20 protein-coding genes and 1 pseudogene are annotated in these 20,055 nt (G+C 63.8%); 15 read left to right on the top strand and 6 right to left on the bottom strand.

What is annotated here, in order from left to right; genetic code table 11:
* Positions 1–46 precede the first annotated feature (46 nt).
* Positions 47–1,051: a GTP 3',8-cyclase MoaA gene (gene moaA / locus ACOKS3_RS07235; RefSeq protein WP_103446321.1), complete on the top strand. Its 1,005-nt coding sequence runs from the start codon at positions 47–49 to the stop codon at positions 1,049–1,051.
* Positions 1,052–1,071: 20 nt separating this feature from the next.
* Positions 1,072–1,971 carry a bestrophin family protein gene (locus ACOKS3_RS07230; protein WP_103446320.1) on the top strand — a complete coding sequence of 300 codons (900 nt, stop codon included), beginning with the start codon at positions 1,072–1,074 and terminating at the stop codon, positions 1,969–1,971.
* A gap of 86 nt (positions 1,972–2,057) precedes the next feature.
* Here ACOKS3_RS07230 and moaB read toward each other — a convergent pair whose 3' ends face one another.
* Positions 2,058–2,597 carry a molybdenum cofactor biosynthesis protein B gene (gene moaB / locus ACOKS3_RS07225; protein WP_103446319.1) on the bottom strand — a complete coding sequence of 180 codons (540 nt, stop codon included), beginning with the start codon at positions 2,595–2,597 and terminating at the stop codon, positions 2,058–2,060.
* Between the two features lie 140 nt (positions 2,598–2,737).
* Between moaB and ACOKS3_RS07220 the strand changes: the two genes are divergently transcribed.
* The gene (locus ACOKS3_RS07220) at positions 2,738–3,625 is read left to right on the top strand and encodes a LysR family transcriptional regulator (RefSeq protein ID WP_422764258.1); all 888 of its coding nucleotides are present in this window, start codon (positions 2,738–2,740) and stop codon (positions 3,623–3,625) included.
* On the opposite strand, the gene ACOKS3_RS07215 is transcribed toward ACOKS3_RS07220, so the two are convergent.
* Positions 3,613–4,395 (bottom strand): AraC family transcriptional regulator, encoded by a 783-nt coding sequence (locus ACOKS3_RS07215; RefSeq protein WP_422764259.1) that lies wholly within the window; start codon positions 4,393–4,395, stop codon positions 3,613–3,615. The genes ACOKS3_RS07220 and ACOKS3_RS07215 overlap by 13 nt on opposite strands.
* A 380-nt stretch (positions 4,396–4,775) precedes the next feature.
* Between ACOKS3_RS07215 and ACOKS3_RS07210 the strand changes: the two genes are divergently transcribed.
* The 5 genes from ACOKS3_RS07210 to ACOKS3_RS07190 all read left to right on the top strand — a co-directional run bounded on the left by ACOKS3_RS07210 (position 4,776) and on the right by ACOKS3_RS07190 (position 11,321).
* Entirely contained in the window at positions 4,776–6,386 is a 1,611-nt protein-coding gene (locus ACOKS3_RS07210; RefSeq protein WP_103446316.1) for an APC family permease, read from the top strand.
* Positions 6,387–6,409: 23 nt separating this feature from the next.
* The gene (locus tag ACOKS3_RS07205; RefSeq protein ID WP_422764260.1) at positions 6,410–7,336 is read left to right on the top strand and encodes a 4-hydroxyproline epimerase; all 927 of its coding nucleotides are present in this window, start codon (positions 6,410–6,412) and stop codon (positions 7,334–7,336) included.
* A gap of 43 nt (positions 7,337–7,379) precedes the next feature.
* A complete protein-coding gene (locus ACOKS3_RS07200) occupies positions 7,380–8,327 on the top strand; it encodes a dihydrodipicolinate synthase family protein (protein ID WP_103446314.1) in 948 nt (315 codons plus the stop codon).
* A 166-nt stretch (positions 8,328–8,493) separates the two neighbouring features.
* A complete protein-coding gene (locus ACOKS3_RS07195; RefSeq protein ID WP_103446313.1) occupies positions 8,494–10,071 on the top strand; it encodes an aldehyde dehydrogenase (NADP(+)) in 1,578 nt (525 codons plus the stop codon).
* Positions 10,072–10,073: 2 nt separating this feature from the next.
* Positions 10,074–11,321, top strand: coding sequence for an NAD(P)/FAD-dependent oxidoreductase (locus ACOKS3_RS07190; RefSeq protein ID WP_103446312.1), 1,248 nt, complete (start codon positions 10,074–10,076; stop codon positions 11,319–11,321).
* Between the two features lie 22 nt (positions 11,322–11,343).
* On the opposite strand, the gene ACOKS3_RS07185 is transcribed toward ACOKS3_RS07190, so the two are convergent.
* Positions 11,344–12,117, bottom strand: a complete 774-nt coding sequence (locus ACOKS3_RS07185) for a helix-turn-helix transcriptional regulator (RefSeq protein WP_374755312.1) — start codon at positions 12,115–12,117, stop codon at positions 11,344–11,346.
* A gap of 219 nt (positions 12,118–12,336) precedes the next feature.
* On the opposite strand from ACOKS3_RS07185, the gene ACOKS3_RS07180 reads away from it, so the two are divergent.
* Both ACOKS3_RS07180 and ACOKS3_RS07175 read left to right on the top strand, forming a co-directional pair.
* Entirely contained in the window at positions 12,337–13,686 is a 1,350-nt protein-coding gene (locus ACOKS3_RS07180) for an APC family permease (RefSeq protein WP_422764261.1), read from the top strand.
* A 30-nt stretch (positions 13,687–13,716) separates the two neighbouring features.
* Complete coding sequence (locus tag ACOKS3_RS07175; RefSeq protein WP_103446309.1) at positions 13,717–14,820, top strand: DmpA family aminopeptidase; 1,104 nt, start codon at positions 13,717–13,719, stop codon at positions 14,818–14,820.
* 46 nt (positions 14,821–14,866) lie between these two features.
* On the opposite strand, the gene xenA is transcribed toward ACOKS3_RS07175, so the two are convergent.
* Positions 14,867–15,958: a xenobiotic reductase XenA gene (gene xenA / locus ACOKS3_RS07170; protein ID WP_103446308.1), complete on the bottom strand. Its 1,092-nt coding sequence runs from the start codon at positions 15,956–15,958 to the stop codon at positions 14,867–14,869.
* A gap of 48 nt (positions 15,959–16,006) precedes the next feature.
* Here xenA and ACOKS3_RS07165 point away from each other — a divergent pair, with 48 nt between their 5' ends.
* Positions 16,007–16,342, top strand: a complete 336-nt coding sequence (locus ACOKS3_RS07165) for an ArsR/SmtB family transcription factor (protein ID WP_103446307.1) — start codon at positions 16,007–16,009, stop codon at positions 16,340–16,342.
* A 96-nt stretch (positions 16,343–16,438) separates the two neighbouring features.
* Here ACOKS3_RS07165 and ACOKS3_RS07160 read toward each other — a convergent pair.
* Positions 16,439–16,672: pseudogene (locus tag ACOKS3_RS07160) on the bottom strand (helix-turn-helix transcriptional regulator); the annotation flags it as partial.
* A 77-nt stretch (positions 16,673–16,749) separates the two neighbouring features.
* Positions 16,750–17,619, bottom strand: a complete 870-nt coding sequence (locus tag ACOKS3_RS07155) for a LysR family transcriptional regulator (protein WP_103446306.1) — start codon at positions 17,617–17,619, stop codon at positions 16,750–16,752.
* 203 nt (positions 17,620–17,822) lie between these two features.
* Here ACOKS3_RS07155 and ACOKS3_RS07150 point away from each other — a divergent pair, with 203 nt between their 5' ends.
* From ACOKS3_RS07150 to ACOKS3_RS07135, 4 genes are read left to right on the top strand one after another with little or no spacing between them, the layout of a single operon-like run.
* Complete coding sequence (locus ACOKS3_RS07150; RefSeq protein WP_103446305.1) at positions 17,823–18,569, top strand: 2OG-Fe dioxygenase family protein; 747 nt, start codon at positions 17,823–17,825, stop codon at positions 18,567–18,569.
* Positions 18,553–19,035 carry a GNAT family N-acetyltransferase gene (locus ACOKS3_RS07145; protein WP_103446304.1) on the top strand — a complete coding sequence of 161 codons (483 nt, stop codon included), beginning with the start codon at positions 18,553–18,555 and terminating at the stop codon, positions 19,033–19,035. Before ACOKS3_RS07150 ends, ACOKS3_RS07145 begins: the two co-directional genes overlap by 17 nt.
* The gene (locus tag ACOKS3_RS07140) at positions 19,032–19,733 is read left to right on the top strand and encodes an AzlC family ABC transporter permease (protein WP_422764262.1); all 702 of its coding nucleotides are present in this window, start codon (positions 19,032–19,034) and stop codon (positions 19,731–19,733) included. The genes ACOKS3_RS07145 and ACOKS3_RS07140 overlap by 4 nt, the downstream gene beginning before the upstream one ends.
* Positions 19,712–20,032 (top strand): AzlD domain-containing protein, encoded by a 321-nt coding sequence (locus tag ACOKS3_RS07135; RefSeq protein ID WP_103446303.1) that lies wholly within the window; start codon positions 19,712–19,714, stop codon positions 20,030–20,032. Before ACOKS3_RS07140 ends, ACOKS3_RS07135 begins: the two co-directional genes overlap by 22 nt.
* Positions 20,033–20,055 lie beyond the last annotated feature (23 nt).

Raw genomic sequence — 20,055 nt, 5'->3', positions numbered from 1 at the left:
GCTATAGCTTGGATCCTGTAGCCCCCACTTCCTTTCGAGCGCCAACGTGGAACAGAACAGCAGGGCCCTGATCGACGGCTTCAACCGGAAAATCGACTACCTGCGGATGTCGGTCACAGACCGCTGCGACTTCCGTTGCGTGTACTGCATGGCCGAAGACATGCAATTCCTGCCGCGCCAGCAGATCCTCAGCCTGGAAGAACTGTTCCAGGTGGCCGAGCGCTTTGTCGCCCTCGGCACCCGCAAGATCCGCCTCACCGGTGGCGAGCCGCTGGTACGCCAGGGCATTGTCGACCTGTGCGGGCGCATTGCCGCCCTGCCCGGCCTGCGTGAATTGTGCATGACCAGCAACGGCTCGCAGCTCGGGCGCCTGGCCCAGCCGCTGTTCGACGCCGGCGTCACCCGCCTGAACATCAGCCTCGACAGCCTCGACGCCGAGCGTTTCAAGCAACTGACCCGCACGGGTGACCTGCATCAGGTGATTGCCGGCATCGACGCCGCACGCCAGGCCGGCTTCCAGCGCACCAAACTCAACTGCGTGGTGCTCAAGGGCCGTAACGACCACGAGCTGGTCGACCTGGTGCGCTTCGCCATCGACCGCGAGCTGGACATCACCTTTATCGAAGAGATGCCGTTGGGGGTGATCAACGAACATGAGCGCGGCGAGTCGTTCTGCTCCAGCGATGAGGTGCGCGAGCGCCTGGCCGAGCACTTCACCCTGATCGAATCCACAGAATCCTCCCAAGGTCCGGCGCGCTACTGGCGCCTGGCCGAAGCCGCCAGCACCCGGGTCGGTTTCATTTCGCCGCACAGCCACAATTTCTGCGCCACCTGCAACCGCGTGCGCCTGACCGTCGAAGGCCGCCTGCTGCTGTGCCTGGGCAACGAACACTCGATGGACCTCAAGCAGGTGCTGCGCGCCCACCCCGGCGATGCGGCACGGCTGGACAAAGCCATCCGTGACTCACTGCACCTCAAGCCCTACCGCCATCATTTCGAAGTCGGTGGCGAGGTGCAGATCCTGCGTTTCATGAACATGACCGGCGGCTGATCGGCTGCCTCTGGATCTCCATGATCGTCCATCCCCGCCCCGATGTGCTGCGCGTGCTGTTCACCCTCAAGGGCTCGATCGTCAAGCGCATTGCCCTGCGCTGCCTGATGGTGACCTTGCTCGCCGCGCTGATCGTGCTGGTCGAGCGGCACTTTCCGGCTTTCTTCTACCCGGTCAGCGCCACACCGTTCACCTTGCTTGGCCTGTCGCTGTCGATCTTCATGAGCTTTCGCAACAACGCCTGCTACGACCGTTGGTGGGAGGGGCGCAAGGCCTGGGGCAAGCTGATCATTGAAACCCGTTCGTTCGTGCGCGAGAGCGTGGTGATCGCCGACGAGAAACTGCGCGCCGAGCTGTTGCGCAGCCTGTGCGGGTTTGCCCATGGGCTGAATGCACGGCTGCGCAACGAGGACGAAGTGAACGCCACACGCTCATGGCTGAACGCGGCTGCTCCGGTGGCCGCGCACAACGTGTGCGATGGCATCCTGCGCGACATTGGCAGCCACTGCTCGCGGCTGGCAGAGCAAGGGCAGATCAGCGAATGGCGCTACACCCTGCTGGAGCAGCGTCTGGCCGGGCTGACCGAGGTGCAGGCCACCTGCGAGCGGATCAAGGGCTCGCCACTGCCGTTCCCCTATACCCTGCTGCTGCACCGCACCATCTACATCTTCTGCCTGTTGCTGCCGTTTGCGCTGGCCGAACCGCTGGGTTGGCTGGCACCACTGTTCACCACCATTGTCGGCTACACCTTCTTCGGGCTGGATGCGATTGGCAACGAACTGGAGGACCCGTTCGGGCGGGATGAAAACGACCTGCCGATGGATGCCATGGTGCGCACGGTGGAGCGGGATGTGCTGGGGGCCCTGGGGGTCGAGCCGCTGCCACCGGTGTTGCTGCCGGTGGATCATGTATTGAGCTGATGGCCTCTTCGCGGGACAAGCCCGCTCCTACAGGCAAGCACATCCCTCAGAAGGAGCGGGCTGTCCCGCGAAGAGGCCGGTATGGGCTAACCGCGGCTTTCGCAGGCTTCGATAGGCTTCAGATGCTTCACGAAATTACAGGGCCGATGCCGCGCATCCAGCTGCTCCACCAGAATGCCTTCCCAGGCCGTACGGCAAGCGCCGGTCGAGCCGGGCAGGCAGCACACCAGGGTGCCGTTGGAAATCCCCGCCAGCGCCCTGCTCTGCACCGTCGAGCTGCCGATATCGAGAATGGACAAGGCGCGGAACAGTTCGCCAAAGCCATCGACGCTCCGATCCAGCAGGCACTGCACTGCCTCCGGCGTGCTGTCACGCCCGGTAAAACCGGTGCCGCCGGTAATCAGCACCACCTGCACGTCGTCATCGGCGATCCAGGTCGCCACCTGGGCGCGGATCTTGTACAGGTCGTCCTTGAGCAGCGCCCGCGCCGCCAGGCGATGGCCGACCTCCACCGAGCGGCTGGCCAGCAGATCGCCAGAGGTGTCGTTGTCGTAGGTACGGGTATCGCTGACGGTCAGCACGGCGATATTCAGCGGTACGAAAACCGCATCGGGTTGGACGCGCACGGTGAAGCTCCTTGAATGGCATTGTCGTCACGCTAGAGGCAAGCCTGATCAGCGTCCAATCGAAATGGCGAACCGGCCGATCAATGACATCTATCGCAGACGTGGGTTAAGGTCTGCACAAACAGACCCCAGGCACTTCCATGGACATCAAGCAGCTCAAGTTCCTCATCGCCCTCGACCAGACCCGCCACTTCGGCCAGGCGGCGGCGCTGTGCCATATCACCCAGCCGACCCTGTCCATGCGCCTGCGCAACCTGGAAGACGAACTGGACCTGGTGCTGGTCAAGCGCGGCCAGCGCTTCGAGGGTTTCACCGAGGCAGGCGAGCGCATCCTGGCCTGGGCCCGCACCCTGCTCGCCGCCCATGACGGCCTGCAGGCCGAGGCCGCCAGTTGCCGTGGCCAGGTGGTCGGTAGCCTGCGCCTGGGCACCGTGCCGCTGGCCAGCTTCAACCCCATGCACCTGCTGCTGCCGCTGCGCGAGAAGTACCCCGAACTGCAGTTCCAGCTCAGTTCGCACAGCACCGAGCAGATCATGGACGGCCTGAGCCGCAACCAGCTCGACCTTGGCATCTGCTACCTCGACCAGGTCAACGCCAACTTCTTCGAAGTGATCGAACTGGGCACCACCACCATGGGCCTGCTGTTCGACACCCAGCACTTCCAGTTCGACACCGACTGCCTGCGCTGGGACGAACTCGCCGACATTCCCCTGGGCCTGCTGAGCAAGGGCATGCACTACCGTCAGTCACTGGACCTGAGCTTCCGCAGCCGCGGCCTCGAGCCCAATGCCGTGCTGGAAAGCGACTCGACCTTCCAGCTGGTGCAGGCCATCAACACCGGCGTGTGCTGCGCAATCATGCCACTCGGTTGCGGCCTGGAAGACCTCAGCGAACACATGCGCATCCTCCCGATCACCGACGCCAGCATTCACAGCCCGGTCGGCCTGCTGCTGCGCCGCAGCGAGCCACGCTCGGCGATTGCCGAGCAGTGCTTCGACGAAGCCAAACGGCTGTTTCAATCCGCCTGATTCGCCGTTGCCTGGCGGTACTGACGCGGAGTGAAACCGGTCAATTGCTTGAACTGGCGGCTAAACGCGCTGTGGTCGGTGTAGCCGCAGCGCAGCGCCACTTCGGTGATCGGCAAATCAGAATGCAGCAGCCGGTGGGCGTGCTCCAGGCGTGCCTTGTGGATCATCTGCCGCGGGGTGAGGTGGAACACCCGCTTGCAGTAGCGCTCCAGCTGCGCCACGGAAATCCCGGCTATGCGGGTCAACTCATTCATGCTGATGGGCTGGTGGAAATGCCGACGGATGTGCTCGTCCACGGCCGCCAGGCGCTGATAGGCGGGGTGGGTGTCGGCGGCGGACTGCAGGTCGACGGAGATGCCTACCAGGCCGATGATCTCGCCCGCCGGATTGCGCAGCGGGCGCTTGTGGGTCAGGCACCAGCCCGGTTCACGGCTGCCGTACAGGTGCAGTTCGAGCTGATCTTCCAGCACCAGCCCATCCTTGAGCACGCGGCGATCCTGCTCGGTATAGCCGGGGCCCAGTTGCGCCGGGAACACCTCGGCGCTGGTCTTGCCCAGTAGCGGCTGCAGGCGCTTGAGGCCACAACGCTGGACCAGCGTGGTGTTGGCCAGCACATAGCGGGCAGCTGGGTCCTTGATGAAGATCGCGGCGTTAGGGATCGCGTCGAGGATCGGTAGCAGCAGCGAAACACCGGCCAGCAGGGCTTCGAGTGTGGCCGGGCGGTGCTGGTCTAGGGACTGGTACAGGGTTGCCAGGGAGTCTTGTGTCATCTGCATGCTCTTGGTTGATGCTACTGGCCCTTTCGCGGGACAAGCCCGCTCCTACAGGTACACCACTGCCCTTTGGTCTTGTGCATTTCCTGTAGGAGCGGGCTTGCCCCGCGAAAGGGCCATCAATGCAAAAAAACTTCTAAACCCCTTATACAGCAAGGCCTGCAGCCTAATCATTCAACCGGCTTCTGCGCCAGTATTTATTACAACTGTGCCGATTTCGTCATCCCGCCTGCAGAAAACCATCAAGAACCCCCGCCCCGTTCAGGTCCACTCTATGCCCCACGCAAGCCGCCCAAGACCTACAAGAGCGCGGCCGTAAAAAGCCGCATCACGTGACATCAGACCTGCCTATCCAAAACCTACAAAAAGGCGCACCCATGTCAGGCAAATTCAAGAAACAGCTGTCATTGCTCGACCTCACCTTCATCGGCCTCGGCGCCATCTTCGGCTCCGGCTGGCTGTTCGCCGCCAGCCACGTCTCGGCCATCGCCGGGCCGGCCGGTATTCTCTCCTGGTTCCTCGGCGGCTTCGCCGTGTTGCTGCTGGGCATCGTCTATTGCGAACTTGGTGCCGCCCTGCCGCGGGCCGGTGGCGTGGTGCGCTACCCGGTTTACTCGCACGGCCCGCTGCTCGGCTACCTGATGGGCTTCATCACCCTGATCGCCTTCTCCAGCCTGATCGCCATCGAAGTGGTCGCCTCGCGCCAGTACGCCGCAGCCTGGTTCCCCGAGCTGACCAAGGCCGGCTCCAGCGACCCGACGGTGCTCGGCTGGCTGGTGCAGTTCGCCTTGCTGGGGCTGTTCTTCTTTCTCAACTACCGCAGCGTGAAGACCTTCGCCAAGGCCAACAACCTGGTCAGCGTGTTCAAGTTCATCGTCCCGCTGCTGGTGATCGGCGTGCTGTTCACCTTCTTCAAGCCAGAAAACTTCGAGGTCCAGGGCTTCGCCCCGTTCGGCCTGTCTGGCGTGGAAATGGCGGTGTCGGCGGGTGGCATCATCTTCGCCTACCTGGGGCTGACGCCGATCATCTCGGTGGCCAGCGAAGTGAAGAACCCGCAGCGCACCATCCCGATCGCACTGATCCTCTCGGTGCTGTTGTCCACCGCAATCTACGCCCTGCTGCAACTGGCTTTCCTCGGCAGCGTGCCGACCGAAATGCTCACCAACGGCTGGGCCGCGGTGACCAAGGAACTGGCCCTGCCCTACCGTGACATCGCCCTGGCCCTTGGCGTGGGCTGGCTGGCCTACCTGGTGGTTGCCGATGCGGTGATCTCCCCCAGCGGCTGCGGCAACATCTACATGAACGCCACCCCGCGCGTGGTCTATGGCTGGGCGCAGACCGGCACCTTCTTCAAGTACTTCACCCGCATCGACGCCGAGTCGGGCATCCCGCGCCCGGCGCTGTGGCTGACCTTCGCCCTGTCGGTGTTCTGGACCCTGCCATTCCCTTCCTGGGAAGCGCTGATCAACGTGGTGTCCGCCGCTTTGGTCCTGAGCTACGCCGTGGCGCCGGTCACCGTCGCCGCCCTGCGCCGCAATGCGCCAGACATGCCACGCCCATTCCGGGTCAAGGGCATGAGCGTGCTCGGCCCGCTGTCGTTCATCATCGCCGCACTGATCGTCTACTGGTCGGGCTGGAGCACCGTGTCCTGGCTGCTGGCCCTGCAGATCGTGATGTTCGTGCTGTACCTGCTGTGCGGCCGCTTCGTCCCGACCCAGCACCTGTCGCTGGCCCAGCAAGTGCGTTCGGCGGCCTGGCTGATCGGCTTCTACGCCGTGACCATCCTTCTGTCGTGGCTGGGCAGCTTCGGCGGCCTGGGCGTGCTCGGCCACCCGTTCGACACCCTGGCCGTGGCCGTCTGCGCCCTGGGCATCTACTACTGGGGCGCAGCCACCGGCGTGCCGGCTCACCTGGTGCACCTGGAAGGCGAGGATGAAAGCGAAGCCTCGGCTGAAACCTACAGCGGCCGCCCTGCCGTCGCCTCCTGATCCCATCAGCAATGGACAAGCCCATGAAACAGATTCACGTCATCGACTCGCATACCGGCGGCGAACCAACCCGCCTGGTAATGAAAGGCTTCCCGCCGCTGCAGGGGCGCAGCATGGTCGAGCAGCGCGACGAATTGCGCGAGCTGCACGACCAATGGCGCCGTGCCTGCCTGCTGGAACCGCGCGGCAACGATGTGCTGGTCGGCGCGCTGTATTGCCCACCGGTATCGGCCGACGCCACTTGCGGGGTGATCTTCTTCAACAACGCCGGCTACCTGAACATGTGCGGCCACGGCACCATCGGCCTGGTGGCCTCGCTGCAGCACCTGGGCCTGATCGAACCCGGCGTGCACAAGATCGACACCCCGGTCGGCCAAGTTAGCGCCACCCTGCATGAAGACGGCGCCATCACCGTCGGCAACGTGCCGTCCTACCGCTATCGCCAGCAAGTGGCGGTGGAGGTGCCCGGCCATGGTGTGGTGCGCGGCGACATCGCCTGGGGCGGCAACTGGTTCTTCTTGGTCTCCGAGCACGGCCAGCGCATCGAACTGGACAACCGCGAAGCCCTCACCGAGTACACCTGGGCCATGCTCAAGGCCCTCGACGCCCAAGGCATCACCGGCGAGCACGGTGCGCCGATCGACCATGTCGAACTGTTCGCCGACGACGCCCATGCCGACAGTCGCAACTTCGTCATGTGCCCGGGCAAGGCCTACGACCGCTCGCCCTGTGGCACCGGCACCAGCGCCAAGCTGGCGTGCCTGGCCGCCGACGGCAAGCTTGAGGAAGGCCAGACCTGGGTCCAGGCCAGCATCACCGGCAGCCAGTTCCACGGCCGCTACGAGCGCGACGGCGAGCGCATTCGCCCGTTCATCACCGGCCGCGCCTACATGACCGCCGACAGCACCCTGCTGATCGACGAACGGGATCCATTCGCCTGGGGCATTTGAACCCGGCTTTTTAAACCACTGAATATCGCCAGGAGTGACAACAATGACTGACAACATCTTCACCGGCACCATGCCTGCCCTGATGACCCCATGCACCGCCGCGCGCAAGCCGGACTTCGACGCCCTGGTGCGCAAGGGCCGCGAGCTGATCGAAGCCGGCATGAGCGCCGTGGTCTACTGCGGTTCGATGGGCGACTGGCCGCTGCTGACCGAAGCCGAACGCCAGGAAGGCGTGGCCCGCCTGGTGGCCGCCGGCATCCCGACCATCGTCGGCACTGGTGCGGTGAACACCCGCGAAGCCGTCGCCCACGCGGCCCACGCCGCCAAGGTGGGTGCCGCCGGCCTGATGGTCATCCCCCGTGTGCTCAGCCGCGGTGCTTCGCTGATCGCCCAGAAACACCACTTCTCGGCCATTCTCGCCGCCGCGCCGAAGCTGCCGGCGGTGATCTACAACAGCCCCTACTACGGCTTCGCCACCCGCGCCGACCTGTTCTTCGAACTGCGTCGCGAATTCCCCAACCTGATCGGTTTCAAGGAGTTCGGCGGCGGTGCCGACCTGCGCTACGCCGCCGAGCACATCACCTCGAAGGATGACGACGTGACCCTGATGGTCGGCGTCGACACCCAGGTGGTGCATGGCTTCGTCAACTGCGCCGCCACCGGTGCCATCACCGGTATCGGCAACGCCCTGCCGCGTGAAGTGCTGCAGCTGGTGAGCCTGAGCAAGCAGGCCGCCAAGGGCGACGCCAAGGCCCGCCGCCTGGCACGCGAACTGGAAGCAGCGTTGGCGGTGTTGTCGTCGTTCGATGAAGGCTGCGACCTGGTGCTGTACTACAAGCACCTGATGGTGCTCAACGGCGACACCGAGTACAGCCTGCACTTCAACGAAACCGACGTGCTCACCGATGCCCAGCGCAACTATGCCGAGCAGCAGTACGCGCTGTTCCGCAAGTGGTACGCCAACTGGTCGGCTGAGCAGAACTTGGCATAAGAAACAACGCACGCCCTGTGTAGAGGCGAGCTTGCCCCGCGAACACCGGCAAAGCCGGTGCGATGCTCCGCGTCGCCTTCTTCGCGGGGCAAGTCGGATCGCCGCACCGCCGCTCCTACAGGGATCACCTCAGTTTCAAGATCTTCTCCTGAAAGAAGGACGCCCCATGACCCTGACAGGCAACCTGCTGATCGGCCAGCGCGCCGTACCCGGCAGCCGCGACGCGATCCGCGCCATCGACCCGGCCACCAACCAGGCCCTCGAACCCGCCTATGCCGGCGGCACCGGCGAACACGTGGCCCAGGCCTGCGCACTGGCCTGGGCGGCGTTCGACGCCTACCGCGAAACCGCGCTGGAACAGCGCGCCAGTTTCCTCGAAACCATCGCCAGCGAAATCGAAGCGCTGGGCGATGCACTGATCGACCGCGCCGTGGCCGAAAGCGGCCTGCCCAAAGCGCGCATCCAGGGCGAACGTGGTCGCACCTGCACGCAACTGCGCACCTTTGCCCGGGTGGTCCGCAGCGGCGAATGGCTCGATGTGCGGGTCGACAATGCCCTGCCCGAACGCCAGCCGCTGCCGCGCGCCGACCTGCGCCAGCGCCAGGTGGCCCTGGGCCCGGTGGCGGTGTTCGGCGCCAGCAACTTCCCGCTGGCATTCTCGGTGGCAGGCGGCGACACCGCCTCGGCACTGGCCGCCGGTTGCCCGGTGGTGGTCAAGGCCCACGCCGCGCACCCTGGCACCAGCGAACTGGTCGGCCAGGCCGTGGCCCGCGCGGTCAAACACTGCGGCCTGCCTGAGGGCGTGTTCTCGTTGCTGTATGGTGCCGGCCGCGAGGTCGGCATCGCTCTGGTCAGCGACCCACGCATCAAAGCGGTCGGTTTCACCGGCTCGCGCAGCGGCGGTATTGCTCTGTGCCAGGCGGCCCAGGCACGTCCGGAGCCAATTCCGGTGTATGCCGAGATGAGCTCGATCAACCCGGTGTTTCTCTTCGACGCCGCGCTGCAGGCCCGTGGCGCAGCACTGGCACAAGGCTTCGTCGCCTCGCTGACCCAGGGCGCCGGGCAATTCTGCACCAATCCAGGCCTGGTGATCGCCCGCCAGGGGCCGGCGCTACAGCGCTTCATCGAGGCGGCCAGCGAACATGTGCGCCAGGCTGCCGCGCAGACCATGCTCACCCCGGGCATTGCCAGCGCCTATGCCGCTGGCGTCGGCGCCTTGGTCAACAACGCCAACGCTACGGTAGCCGCCAGCGGCCAGGCGCAGCAAGGGCCGAACCAATGCCAGGCGCAGCTGTTCGTGACTCAGGCCGAAGCGTTTCTCAGCGACCCAGCGTTGCAGGCCGAGGTGTTTGGCGCCGCTTCGCTGGTGGTGGCCTGCGCCAGCGACGAGCAGGTCCGCCAGGTGGCCGAGCACCTTGAGGGCCAGCTGACCGCCACGCTGCAACTGGACGATGCCGACATCGACAGCGCCCAAGCCCTGCTGCCGACCCTGGAACGCAAGGCCGGGCGCATCCTGGTCAACGGCTGGCCGACCGGTGTCGAGGTGTGTGATGCGATGGTCCACGGCGGGCCGTTCCCGGCCACCTCCGATGCCCGCACCACCTCGGTCGGCACGGCGGCGATCCTGCGCTTCCTGCGCCCGGTGTGCTACCAGGACTTCCCCGATGCCCTGCTGCCGCAGGCACTCAAGCACGGCAACCCGCTGCAGCTGCGGCGCTTGCTCGACGGTCAGCGGGAAGCCTGAGCATGGTCGACACCCCTGAAACCGATATCGCTGTGGTCGGCGCCGGCATCGTCGGCGTGGCCTGCGCCCTGCAACTGGCCCGCCAGGGCCGTCGGGTGCTGCTGCTCGATCAGCAGGCGCCCGGCCAGGGTGCCTCGTACGGCAACGCCGGGCACCTGGCCACCGAGCAGGTGTTTCCGATCGCCGACCTGTCGATCCTCAAGCGCCTGCCGCGCATGCTGCTCGACCCGATGGGCCCGCTGCGCCTGGACTGGAAGTACCTGCCCAAGGCCATGCCGTGGTTCACCCGGCTGCTGCTCAACCTGCGCCCGGCGCCATTCCGGCGCAGCGTGGCCGGTATCCGGGCATTGAACGAAGGCAGCCTGGGGGCCTGGCAGCGCTTGCTGGGCTCGATCGGGCGCAGCGAGCTGTTCAAGGCAGATGGCTCGTTGCTGGTGTTCGAGCGGCCCGAGTCGCGTCAGGCGTTGCAAGCCTTGCAGGCGCGCATGCAGCAACAGGACGTGGCGGTGGATTTCTGGTCGGCCGAGCACGTGCGCGAGGCAGCGCCGCAACTGAACCCTGCGCTGTTGGGCGGTTTGTTCTTCCCGCGTACCGGGCACTTCATCGACCCGTACCAGGTGGTCTGCGCGCTGTTCGAGGCGGCCAAAGCCAGCGGTGTGCGTTTTGTCCAGGCGCGGGTTTCGGGTGGGCAAGTGCAGGGCGACGGGGTCAGACTGGCCAGTGACCAGGGGACGTTCAAGGCGCGCCAGGTGCTGCTCAGTTGCGGCGCACATTCTGCACAGCTGACGGCAGCGCTGACCGGCAAGCGCGTACCGCTGGACACCGAGCGCGGCTATCACCTGATGCTGCCGCAGGAGCAGCAGCGCCTGCCGTTCGCGGTCACCTCGCTGGAGCGCAAGTTCATCATGACGCCCATGGCTGGCGGGTTGCGCCTGGCCGGCACGGTAGAGTTCGCCGGCCTCGATGCACCGCCCAGCATGCAGCGGGCGTGGCAGTTGCACCGGTTGAGCAAGGGCTTGTTCCACCAGGACCTGAGCGTTGAAGGCGCGACGCCATGGATGGGTTTCAGGCCATCGTTGCCGGACTCGTTGCCGGTGATCGACCGGGTGTGTGATGGGCGGGTGCTGCTGGCGTTCGGGCATCAGCATCTGGGCTTGACCCAGGCAGCGGTGACCGCGGAATGGGTGGGGCATCTGGCTGCGCAGGCCAGCGCCCCCGACCTGGGGGCCTACCGGCTGGATCGCTTCTGATGCGCAGGGGTACGCTCGGCACTCAAGGGTGCTGCGGGTCGTGCCCCAACGATTGCAGGAACAATGAAAACAGCTCTGGCTGTGAAGAGATATCCAGCTTGGCATACAGGTGGCGACGATGAACCTTGATCGTCTCGGGTGAAATCGCCAGGCGCTCGGCCATGGCCTTCGAGGAAAACCCGCGCAAGATCAGCCGGGCAATCTCCAGCTCGCGCTCGGACAACACCCCAGCGCCGAACTGGCTGAGGGCATCACGCACCTGCACCGCCACCGGCTCATCCTGCGCCAGCACGCGCTTGCTACCGGCCTGCCAATGTTGCTGCATCAGCGCCAGCACCCACGGGCAGAGCATCGCCAGCAAGCCGCACTGCTCGTCATCAAAGGCCTCCCCCCGCCCCAGCGACAAGCTCAGCGCGCCCTGGCCTGGGAGCTGCAGGATGAACTGCACCTCATCCGCCAGCACATGGGCCTGGAACCAGCTGATGTAGTACTCGCTCTGGTGGAACTGGTCCGGCGCCACCTCGTCGAGCCGATACAGGCCACTGCCCACACCGTCCTGGCACGCCAGGTAGAACGGGTCGAGCTGATACAGCCCGCTCAGGTACAAGGACATTGCCACCGGCCCTGCCTGCGGCGTTGCATCGTGCTCTTCCAGCACCACGGGGGTACCGCTGCCGGGGTAGTACGCCGCCAGGGCGTTATCGAACGGCAACCAGCGATGCAGCAACAGGATCAGTTGCTTCCAGAAGCGTGGCTGACCGATCTGTTCGATGGTACGGCCAAGATTGGCATGCATGCCGACTTCATGAAAAACGTTGTGCACCGTGCCGGCTCCCCTGAAAAGGTGATGCGATTTCCCTCCTTTGCAGCGCCCGCGTCAAGGGGCGTAACCCCAAATGGTAATTGGCCGGCCACAGCACCAGGCCTAGATTGCAGCCCATGCAGCACCCCATCCGCGGGTGTTCGCGCCTTTCGTCACTGCCTCAACCCCCAATAACAATTCGAGGAAAACGACATGCACGACAGTGCGCTAAAGCCCAGCCTGGGCATGCTCGATGTGGTCGCGATCACCGTTTCGGCGGTGACTCCGGCCAGTTCCGTGTTCGTGATTGCACCCTTCGCCATTGCCCAGGCCGGCAGCGGTGCCGTGCTGGCCTTCGTATTGGCAGCAGCGCTGGCACTGATGTTCGCCTGGTGCTATGCCGAGCTGGGCCGGGCCCACAGTTCTGCTGGCGGCGAGTATGTGTATGCCAAGCGCGTGTTCGGCGGCATAGCCGGCTACGCCACCTTCCTCACGGTGCTGGTCTCGCTGCTGTTCATTCCACCGGTGCTGGCCACCGGGGCCGCGACCTACCTGAACAACGCCCTGGGCACGGCCTTCGATACCCAGACCGTGGCCCTGGCGATCGTCACCGGCAGCTATGCCCTCGGCATCCTCAATATCCGCCTCAACGCCTGGGTCACGGGCGTGTTCCTGTTATGCGAAATGGCGGCGGTGCTGGTCATCGTGGCGCTGGGCTTGGGTAACGTGAGCCAGCCGCTGAGCGTGTTGATCACGCCCCAGCACATCGACCACGGCCTGCTCAGCGCTACCCCCTGGGCGCTGGTGTTCGCCTCGATCGGCACGGCCCTGTTCGCCTACAACGGCTTCGGCGCCGCCGTGGTACTGGCCGAAGACATGAAGGACGGTGGCCGCAGCACCCATCGGGCAGTGCTCTGGTCCCTGGCGCTGGTGGTGGCCATCGAGCTGATACCCATCTGCGCGTTGTTGCTGGGCGCGCCATCGCTGGAGGCGATGCTGGCCAGCAGCGACCCGATCGGCTACCTGCTCAACGCCCACGGCAACCCGACGCTGTCACGGCTAGTGAGCGCGGGCATTTTCCTTTCGGTTTTCAATGCCATCATCGCCATCGTCATCCAGTCTGGCCGGGTGATCTTCAGCAGTGGCCGCGATCAGCTGTGGACGCCTACCCTGAACCGCCTGTTCACCCGCATCCACCCACGCTGGGATTCGCCCTGGCTGGCCACCCTGCTGCTGGCCATACCGTCCGCTGCCCTGAGCTTCAGCTCCAATCTGGAAGAGATGACCTCGTTCACCGTGCTGCTGCTCCTGATGGTGTACCTGGCGGTCGCGCTGTGCGCTCTGTTCAGCCGTGTGCTGCGCAGCGACCGCGAACACCCCTATCGCATGCCCTTGTGGCCGGCGCCAGCGCTGCTGGCGGTGGTCGGCGCGGGTTACCTGCTGCTCAGCGGCCTGCTTGGCGCCCCCCTTCGTGACATTCTCATCATTCTTGTACTGCTGGCCGTCTCGGTGATGCTCTATAGCACCTACGGCAAGTTCAGCCCAGCCTTCCAGAAGCTCTGACTCACAACGCTCTGACCCACAGGAGTCCTTATGCGCGCTCGTCAACTTGGTATCACCCTGGGCCATGGCGTGCCCGGTCAATTCAACGCCATCACCGATGTACCCGGCATCCGAGTCGGCCACAGCACCTTGATGGCCGACAGTGCCGACAAACAGGTCCGCACCGGCGTGACGGTGATCCAGCCACGCCCGGCAGCGGCCCGCCTGGCGCCTTGCTTTGCCGGGGTCCACGTACTCAACGGCAACGGCGACGCCACAGGCCTTGAGTGGATCCGCGAAGCCGGCCTGCTGACTACCCCGATTGCCATCACCAACACCCACAGTGTCGGGGTGGTGCGCGACGCACTGATCACCGCAGAACGCGACACCCTGGCCGACCCGTCGGTGTACTGGTGCATGCCCGTGGTGCTGGAGACCTACGACGGCCTGCTCAACGATATCTGGGGCCAGCACGTAGGGCCCGACCAGGTGAACGAAGCGCTGGCCCGCGCCGAGTCCGGGCCAGTTGCCGAAGGTGCGGTGGGCGGTGGCACCGGCATGATCTGCCATGAGTTCAAGGGTGGTATCGGCACGGCTTCACGGCGCCTGCCACCTGACCAGGGGGGCTGGACGGTGGGCGTGCTGTTGCAGGCCAACCACGGCCAACGGCGGGAGCTGCGGGTCGATGGTTACCCGGTCGGCCGGGTGCTCGACGAGATCCCCTCACCCTTCGCCGAACGGGGCGAGCCGGGCATGGGCTCGATCGTGGTGATCATCGCCACCGATGCCCCGTTGCTACCCCACCAGTGCCAGCGTCTGGCGCAGCGGGCTTCGATCGGCATCGCCCGGACCGGGGGCGGTACCGAAGATGCCAGCGGCGATCTGTTCGTGGCGTTTTCCACTGCCGACCAGCAACTTCCCCCTGCGGCCTATGGACGCAAAGGGGTGCCATTCAGTCAGCCGGTACAGATGCTCGCCAATGACCATATCACGCCGCTTTTCATGGCGGCGGCTGAGGCGGTGGAGGAGGCGATCGTCAACGCACTGGTTGCAGGCGAAGACATGCTTACAGCGGATGGGGTGCTGGTGCCGGGGTTGGGTGGGCAACGCTTGCTGAGCGCGATGCGCCAGGTTGGCTGGCGCATCGGCGAATAACCTGCGCCCCACAAGCGCGGTAGTGCCTGTGGGGCTGCTTCAAGGCTCAGCGATAACGCTCGAGCCAGTGCGCATACGGTGCTGGCAAGGTCCAGGAGGCCTTGTCCACGCCCAGCTCCTTGGCTGCGAAGTACGCCCAGTGCGGGTCGGCCAGGTGCGCACGGCCAACCGATACCAGGTCCAGCTGACGTGACTGCAGCGCTTCCTCGGCGAGCTGCGGCGTGCCAAAGCCCCACGCCGAGGTCACCGGCAGCCCTGCCTCACGACGAACGCGCTCGGCAATCGGGCCCATGAATGCAGGGCCCCAAGGAATGTTGGTTTCAGGAATGGTGAAACCGACACTGACGCTCAGCAGGTCCAACCCGCCCGCCTTGAAGCGGCGCGCCAGTTCAATCGACTCTTCCAGGGTCTGCTCATCGCGACCGTCATACTCCAGCACACCAAAGCGCGCGGTCAGCGGCAGGTTCTCCGGCCAGACCTCACGCACAGCGGCCAGGGTTTCCAGCAGGAAACGGCTGCGGTTGTCGAAGCTGCCACCGTAGGCATCGGTGCGCTGGTTGGAGTGCTCGGAGAAGAAGCTCTGCCCCAGGTAGCCGTGGGCGAAATGCAGCTCGATCCACTCGAAACCGGCATCACGCGCACGGCGCGCGGCGTCGACGAAATCCTGTTTGACCCGGGCGATGTCGTCCAGGGTCATCGCGCGCGGTACTTTCGGCAGGTGCGCGCCAAAGGCGATGGCCGACGGCGCAATGGTGTCCCAGCCGCGGGTATCGTCGCCGGCGATGTGGTCATCCCCTTCCCATGGGCGGTTGGCGCTGGCCTTGCGCCCGGCGTGGGCAATCTGGATACCCGGCACCGAGCCTGCGGCCTTGATCGCCTGCACCACCGGCACGAAGGCCTGGGCATGGGCGTCGCTCCAGATCCCGGCGCAACCGGGGGTAATGCGCCCTTCCGGCGCCACGGCGGTGGCCTCGACCACCAGCAGGCCGGCACCGCCACGGGCCAGGCCAGCCAAGTGCACATGGTGCCAGTCGTTGATCATGCCGTCCTCGGCCATGTACTGGCACATCGGCGGGATGGCGATGCGGTTGCGCAAAGTGACATCTTTGAGGGTGTAGGGTTGGAACAGGGCAGACATGGGCAGCTCCGGATCATCTGGATACGATTGTTCGATCATAATCGAACTATGGCAATTAATGAAACCCCCGTTATCATGTCGGCCATGCGAGCCTACCAACACCCCAACCCTGAAGACCTGATTCTCGAGCGCGTACTCTACGCCCTGAGCGACCCGGTGCGCCTGGGCATCGTCCGCCACCTGGCCGGCGTGGCCGAGGCCAGCTGCGGCGAGCTCGATGGCGGGCGGCCGAAGTCGAGCATGTCGCACCATTTCCGCGTGTTGCGTGATGCGGGGTTGGTGCATACCCGCAATGTCGGCACCACCCACATGAATTCGCTGCGCAGCGAAATGCTGGGCGAGCGGTTTCCTGGGTTGCTTGACTGCATTCTACGGCAGAACTGATTTTTCCTGTGCCGGCCCTTTCGCGGGGCAAGCCTGCTCCTACAAGGGATCACATAGGAGCGGGCTTGCCCCGCGAAGAGGCCGGTACAGGCAACCTCAATGCTGATCCTTGCGCAGAGCAAAGCGACACACCTGCCCGCCCCTGAGCATGCATTCCTCATGACTTGCCTCGGGGCCGCCAAGCGTGCCGATCAAGGCCAGGTCCAGCTCACACACCACCGGATGCGCCTTGGCCAGATGATGAAACACGCAGTTGTGCGCCACAATCTGCGGCTCGCCTGAAGAACGGAAGAACACTTCGGCCTCATACCCCGGCGCATTCATGTGCTCGCCTAGTCACCGTCGGCCAGCTGGTCGATCTGCGCCACGAGAGGCTTCCCGTGGCTTATGCGCCCGGCGCAGCAAGGTCAGGCGCTGATGGCGTCCAGGCTACGGATGGGTGTGGGGACCGCGCAGAACAGCGGGAACTCCTCTTCGATGATCCACGGTTCTTTCATGACCAGGTAAACATCGAGAAAGTCGGAGAAACCCGGCCAGATGAACAGGTCATTGGCCTCGGCAACCGCCCGCGACAGCACGCCCACGCCGCCAAAACTCTTGATCATCGATACGCTGACGATCTCGCTGCCGGAATGGAACACGGTTGCCCCGTCCAGCATGCCTGGCCGGCGCTCGGCGAAGCGGGTAAAGATCGAATGATACGGGCATTCCGGCAAAGGCTTGATCACCGCGCACGGCGCTGAGCGGTCATTGCTGGTTGACGAGGCAACGACTTCGATGCGCAAGCCCTTCAGCGGTACCGAATGGTAGTTTTCACCCATGCTGTCGCCCAGCACCACCACCATGTCTGCTTCGTCCTTGGCCAGCTTGACCAGGTTGTCGGGCGACTCCGAGCAACTGAAGATCGGATTGTAGCCAGACAACTTGCTGACCACGGCGCCCATTATCTGCTGGTTGATTTCCATCGACAGCGTGCTGTTCAAGGCAACCCGCAACGGCAGGCGCTGGTTGCGGCTCTGGCGCAGCTGATTGATCTTCAACTGCATGCGCTCGGATGAACGCACGATTTCCAGGACATGCGGCAGGATGCCCATGCCCTCCTGGGTCAGCGATACCCCTTTGTTGGTCCGGTCGAACAATTTGAAGCCGCAATGATCTTCGAGCTTTTTCAACTGAGCAGCCAAGGCCTGGACCGTGACGTGTACCTGTTCGGCCGCATCGGTGATAGAGCCCGTGCGGGCTACGGTCACGATGTTTTTAAGCACCTTGATGTCCATTCACTCTCCCTCCCGTTCCGTTGACGCAGGCCGTCAACGAAAGGCATGAGGATATCGCACAACCGCCAGCACTGTCTGCCCGATAACGGTGCACGCCGTCTGGGTAGCAAGCAACGGTTGAGGCACGTCAAAAAAAAGTGAAGTTTCGGCGGGCGATTCAACTGTTAGATTTTTGGCAGCTTTTACATAAAAAGAGATTTGCCATGCTGACACTGAATAGAAACATCGATACGGCCCTGCGACAAAACAAGACCGTTAACGTCCTGGGCAGCGATTATGTGTTGAACGGGGGCTTCAACGAGTTTGTCGAGTTTTCCAAAAGTTGGGAAACCATGGGCGTCGACCGTTATTACGGCCAGGCCGAAAAAGGCACCCGCTATCGCCGTTACAGCGACTTCGACTTCAACCCGGTCACCGGCGAACTGTGCCAACTCAATCACCGCGCCTACGAACAATCCGAAGCGCACAACAACTATGTCGGTGGCATGGCACGTCATTTCGATGACATCAGTGCCGATGTGTTCAACTCACCGATTCTGCGCGCGTTGATTCGCCTGGATTTCGACGTGTACAAGGCGGTATTGCCTGAAGAACTGCACACGGTCACCTGGCAGTGCCAAGTGCACCAGATCCGTATCGAAATCAAACCGGGGGCGCAGATCGAAATTACCCCTGAAGGTATTCACTGCGACGGTTATCCGTTCAGCGGCGTGCACTTCTGGGGCCGTCACAACGTCGAGGGCGCTACCAGCAACATCTATGACAAACAGTCGAATGTGATCGACTCCGGCACCTACCTGAACATTCTCGACACCACTTACTTCCTCGACCGCGAACTGCAACACTATGTCACTCCGGCGATCAACCCGAGCCCTTCGGAAATGGGCTATCGGCAGATCATTGCAATTTCCTTCTCTCGACCGGGCAGCGAGCATGACATTATCGACTAGTTACATCGGCCCGGTGCCGAAGTTGTTTCCGAGTGAACACATCAATGGCCTGAGCATCAAGAAAGCCACGCCTTTCCATGCCCGCAAGATCGTCGACTTCTTCCGTCGCTTCGAGGAGACCTCATTCTGCGACTGGCAGGATGAGGGGCTGCTCAAAGGCTTGCTCGGCTCGGAGCATACCTATTGCTACATGGCTGAAAACCACACTGGCACCATCGTCGGTGCGGTCGCAGGGGGCTTGATGGGCACACGGGGCACCATCAATCACATGGCGGTGGCGCCGGACTATCGCCAGAGCAGGATCGGCACCTCATTGGCCAACTCGATACTCAGCGATTTCCGCCAGCACGGCATTCGTCGGGTGTTTCTGTTCGTCGAGAATGACAACACCAACGCACTGAGCTTCTGGCAGAAGCAAGGTTTCCTGCAAACCCGTGGTGAAATCACCTGCGAGGTCGACCTGTGACCTCGTCGGTGCTGCTAACCACCTCGCGCAAGGAAAGCCTGGTCGACGCCCTGCCGATCGTTACCGGCTATTTCGTCGTCAGTTTCGTGTTTGGTGTCATGTGCATCAACGCCGGCCTGCCCTTGTGGCTGCCGGCCGCCATGTGCCTATTCGTCTACGCCGGTGCGGCGCAGTTCGCCGCACTGGCACTGATGACCACCAGCGCACCGCTGATCACCATCGCCTTGTCGACTTTGCTGATCAATTCGCGGCACATGCTGATGGCGATGTACATGTCCAAACGCAGCGCGCAACTGCCGATCAGCAAGCCGCAGAAGCTGCTGTACGCATTCGGCCTGACCGATGAGTCCTTTGCCTTTCACAGCCAACGCCTGGAGAACGGCAAGCCGACCTCACCGGGTTATTTGCTGCAGTTCAATACCTATTGCCATGCCAGCTGGATCGTCGGCGCGGTGTTTGGCGCGGTGGCATCGGATGCCTTGAACCGGTTTTCCCAGTTCAAGCTGGACTATGCCCTGACGGCCATGATGATCTTCGTGCTGATATCGCTGTGCAGCACCTTCACCAAAGCCGTCATCGCCCTGGTGGTTATCGTGACCACCTGCCTGCTGAACATGTTTGCGCCCTCGCCCTTGAACGTATTCATCGCAACCGCCGTTGGCTGTGGAGCAGGGCTATGCCTGAAAAGAACTACCTGATCGCAGCGGTGATGCTGATGGCCGCCATCACCTACCTCACCCGCGCGACACCGTTTCTGCTGAAGATGGAGAACTCCCCCAAGTGGTTCAATGACGTCATTGAATACCTGCCGGTGGCAATCATCGCCAGCATCACCGTACCCGCCTTGCTGGTGGCCAAGGACGGCTCGCTGCTGGGCCTGAATGCCGACCTGCTGGCAGCGATTCCGGTGGTCATTGTCGCGTACTGGTCGCGCAGCTTGATCTACAGCGTGTGTGCCGGTGTCGCCGGGCATGTGGCGATCACGTTGCTGGCTTGAGGCCCGGATCTGAGAAGGAAACC

This window comes from Pseudomonas sp. HS6-2, from assembly GCF_049325675.2.
GTDB classification, from domain to species: domain Bacteria; phylum Pseudomonadota; class Gammaproteobacteria; order Pseudomonadales; family Pseudomonadaceae; genus Aquipseudomonas; species Aquipseudomonas putida_N.
Note: the sequence above shows the minus strand (reverse complement) of the source record. Positions and strands in the feature narration are given on the sequence as shown.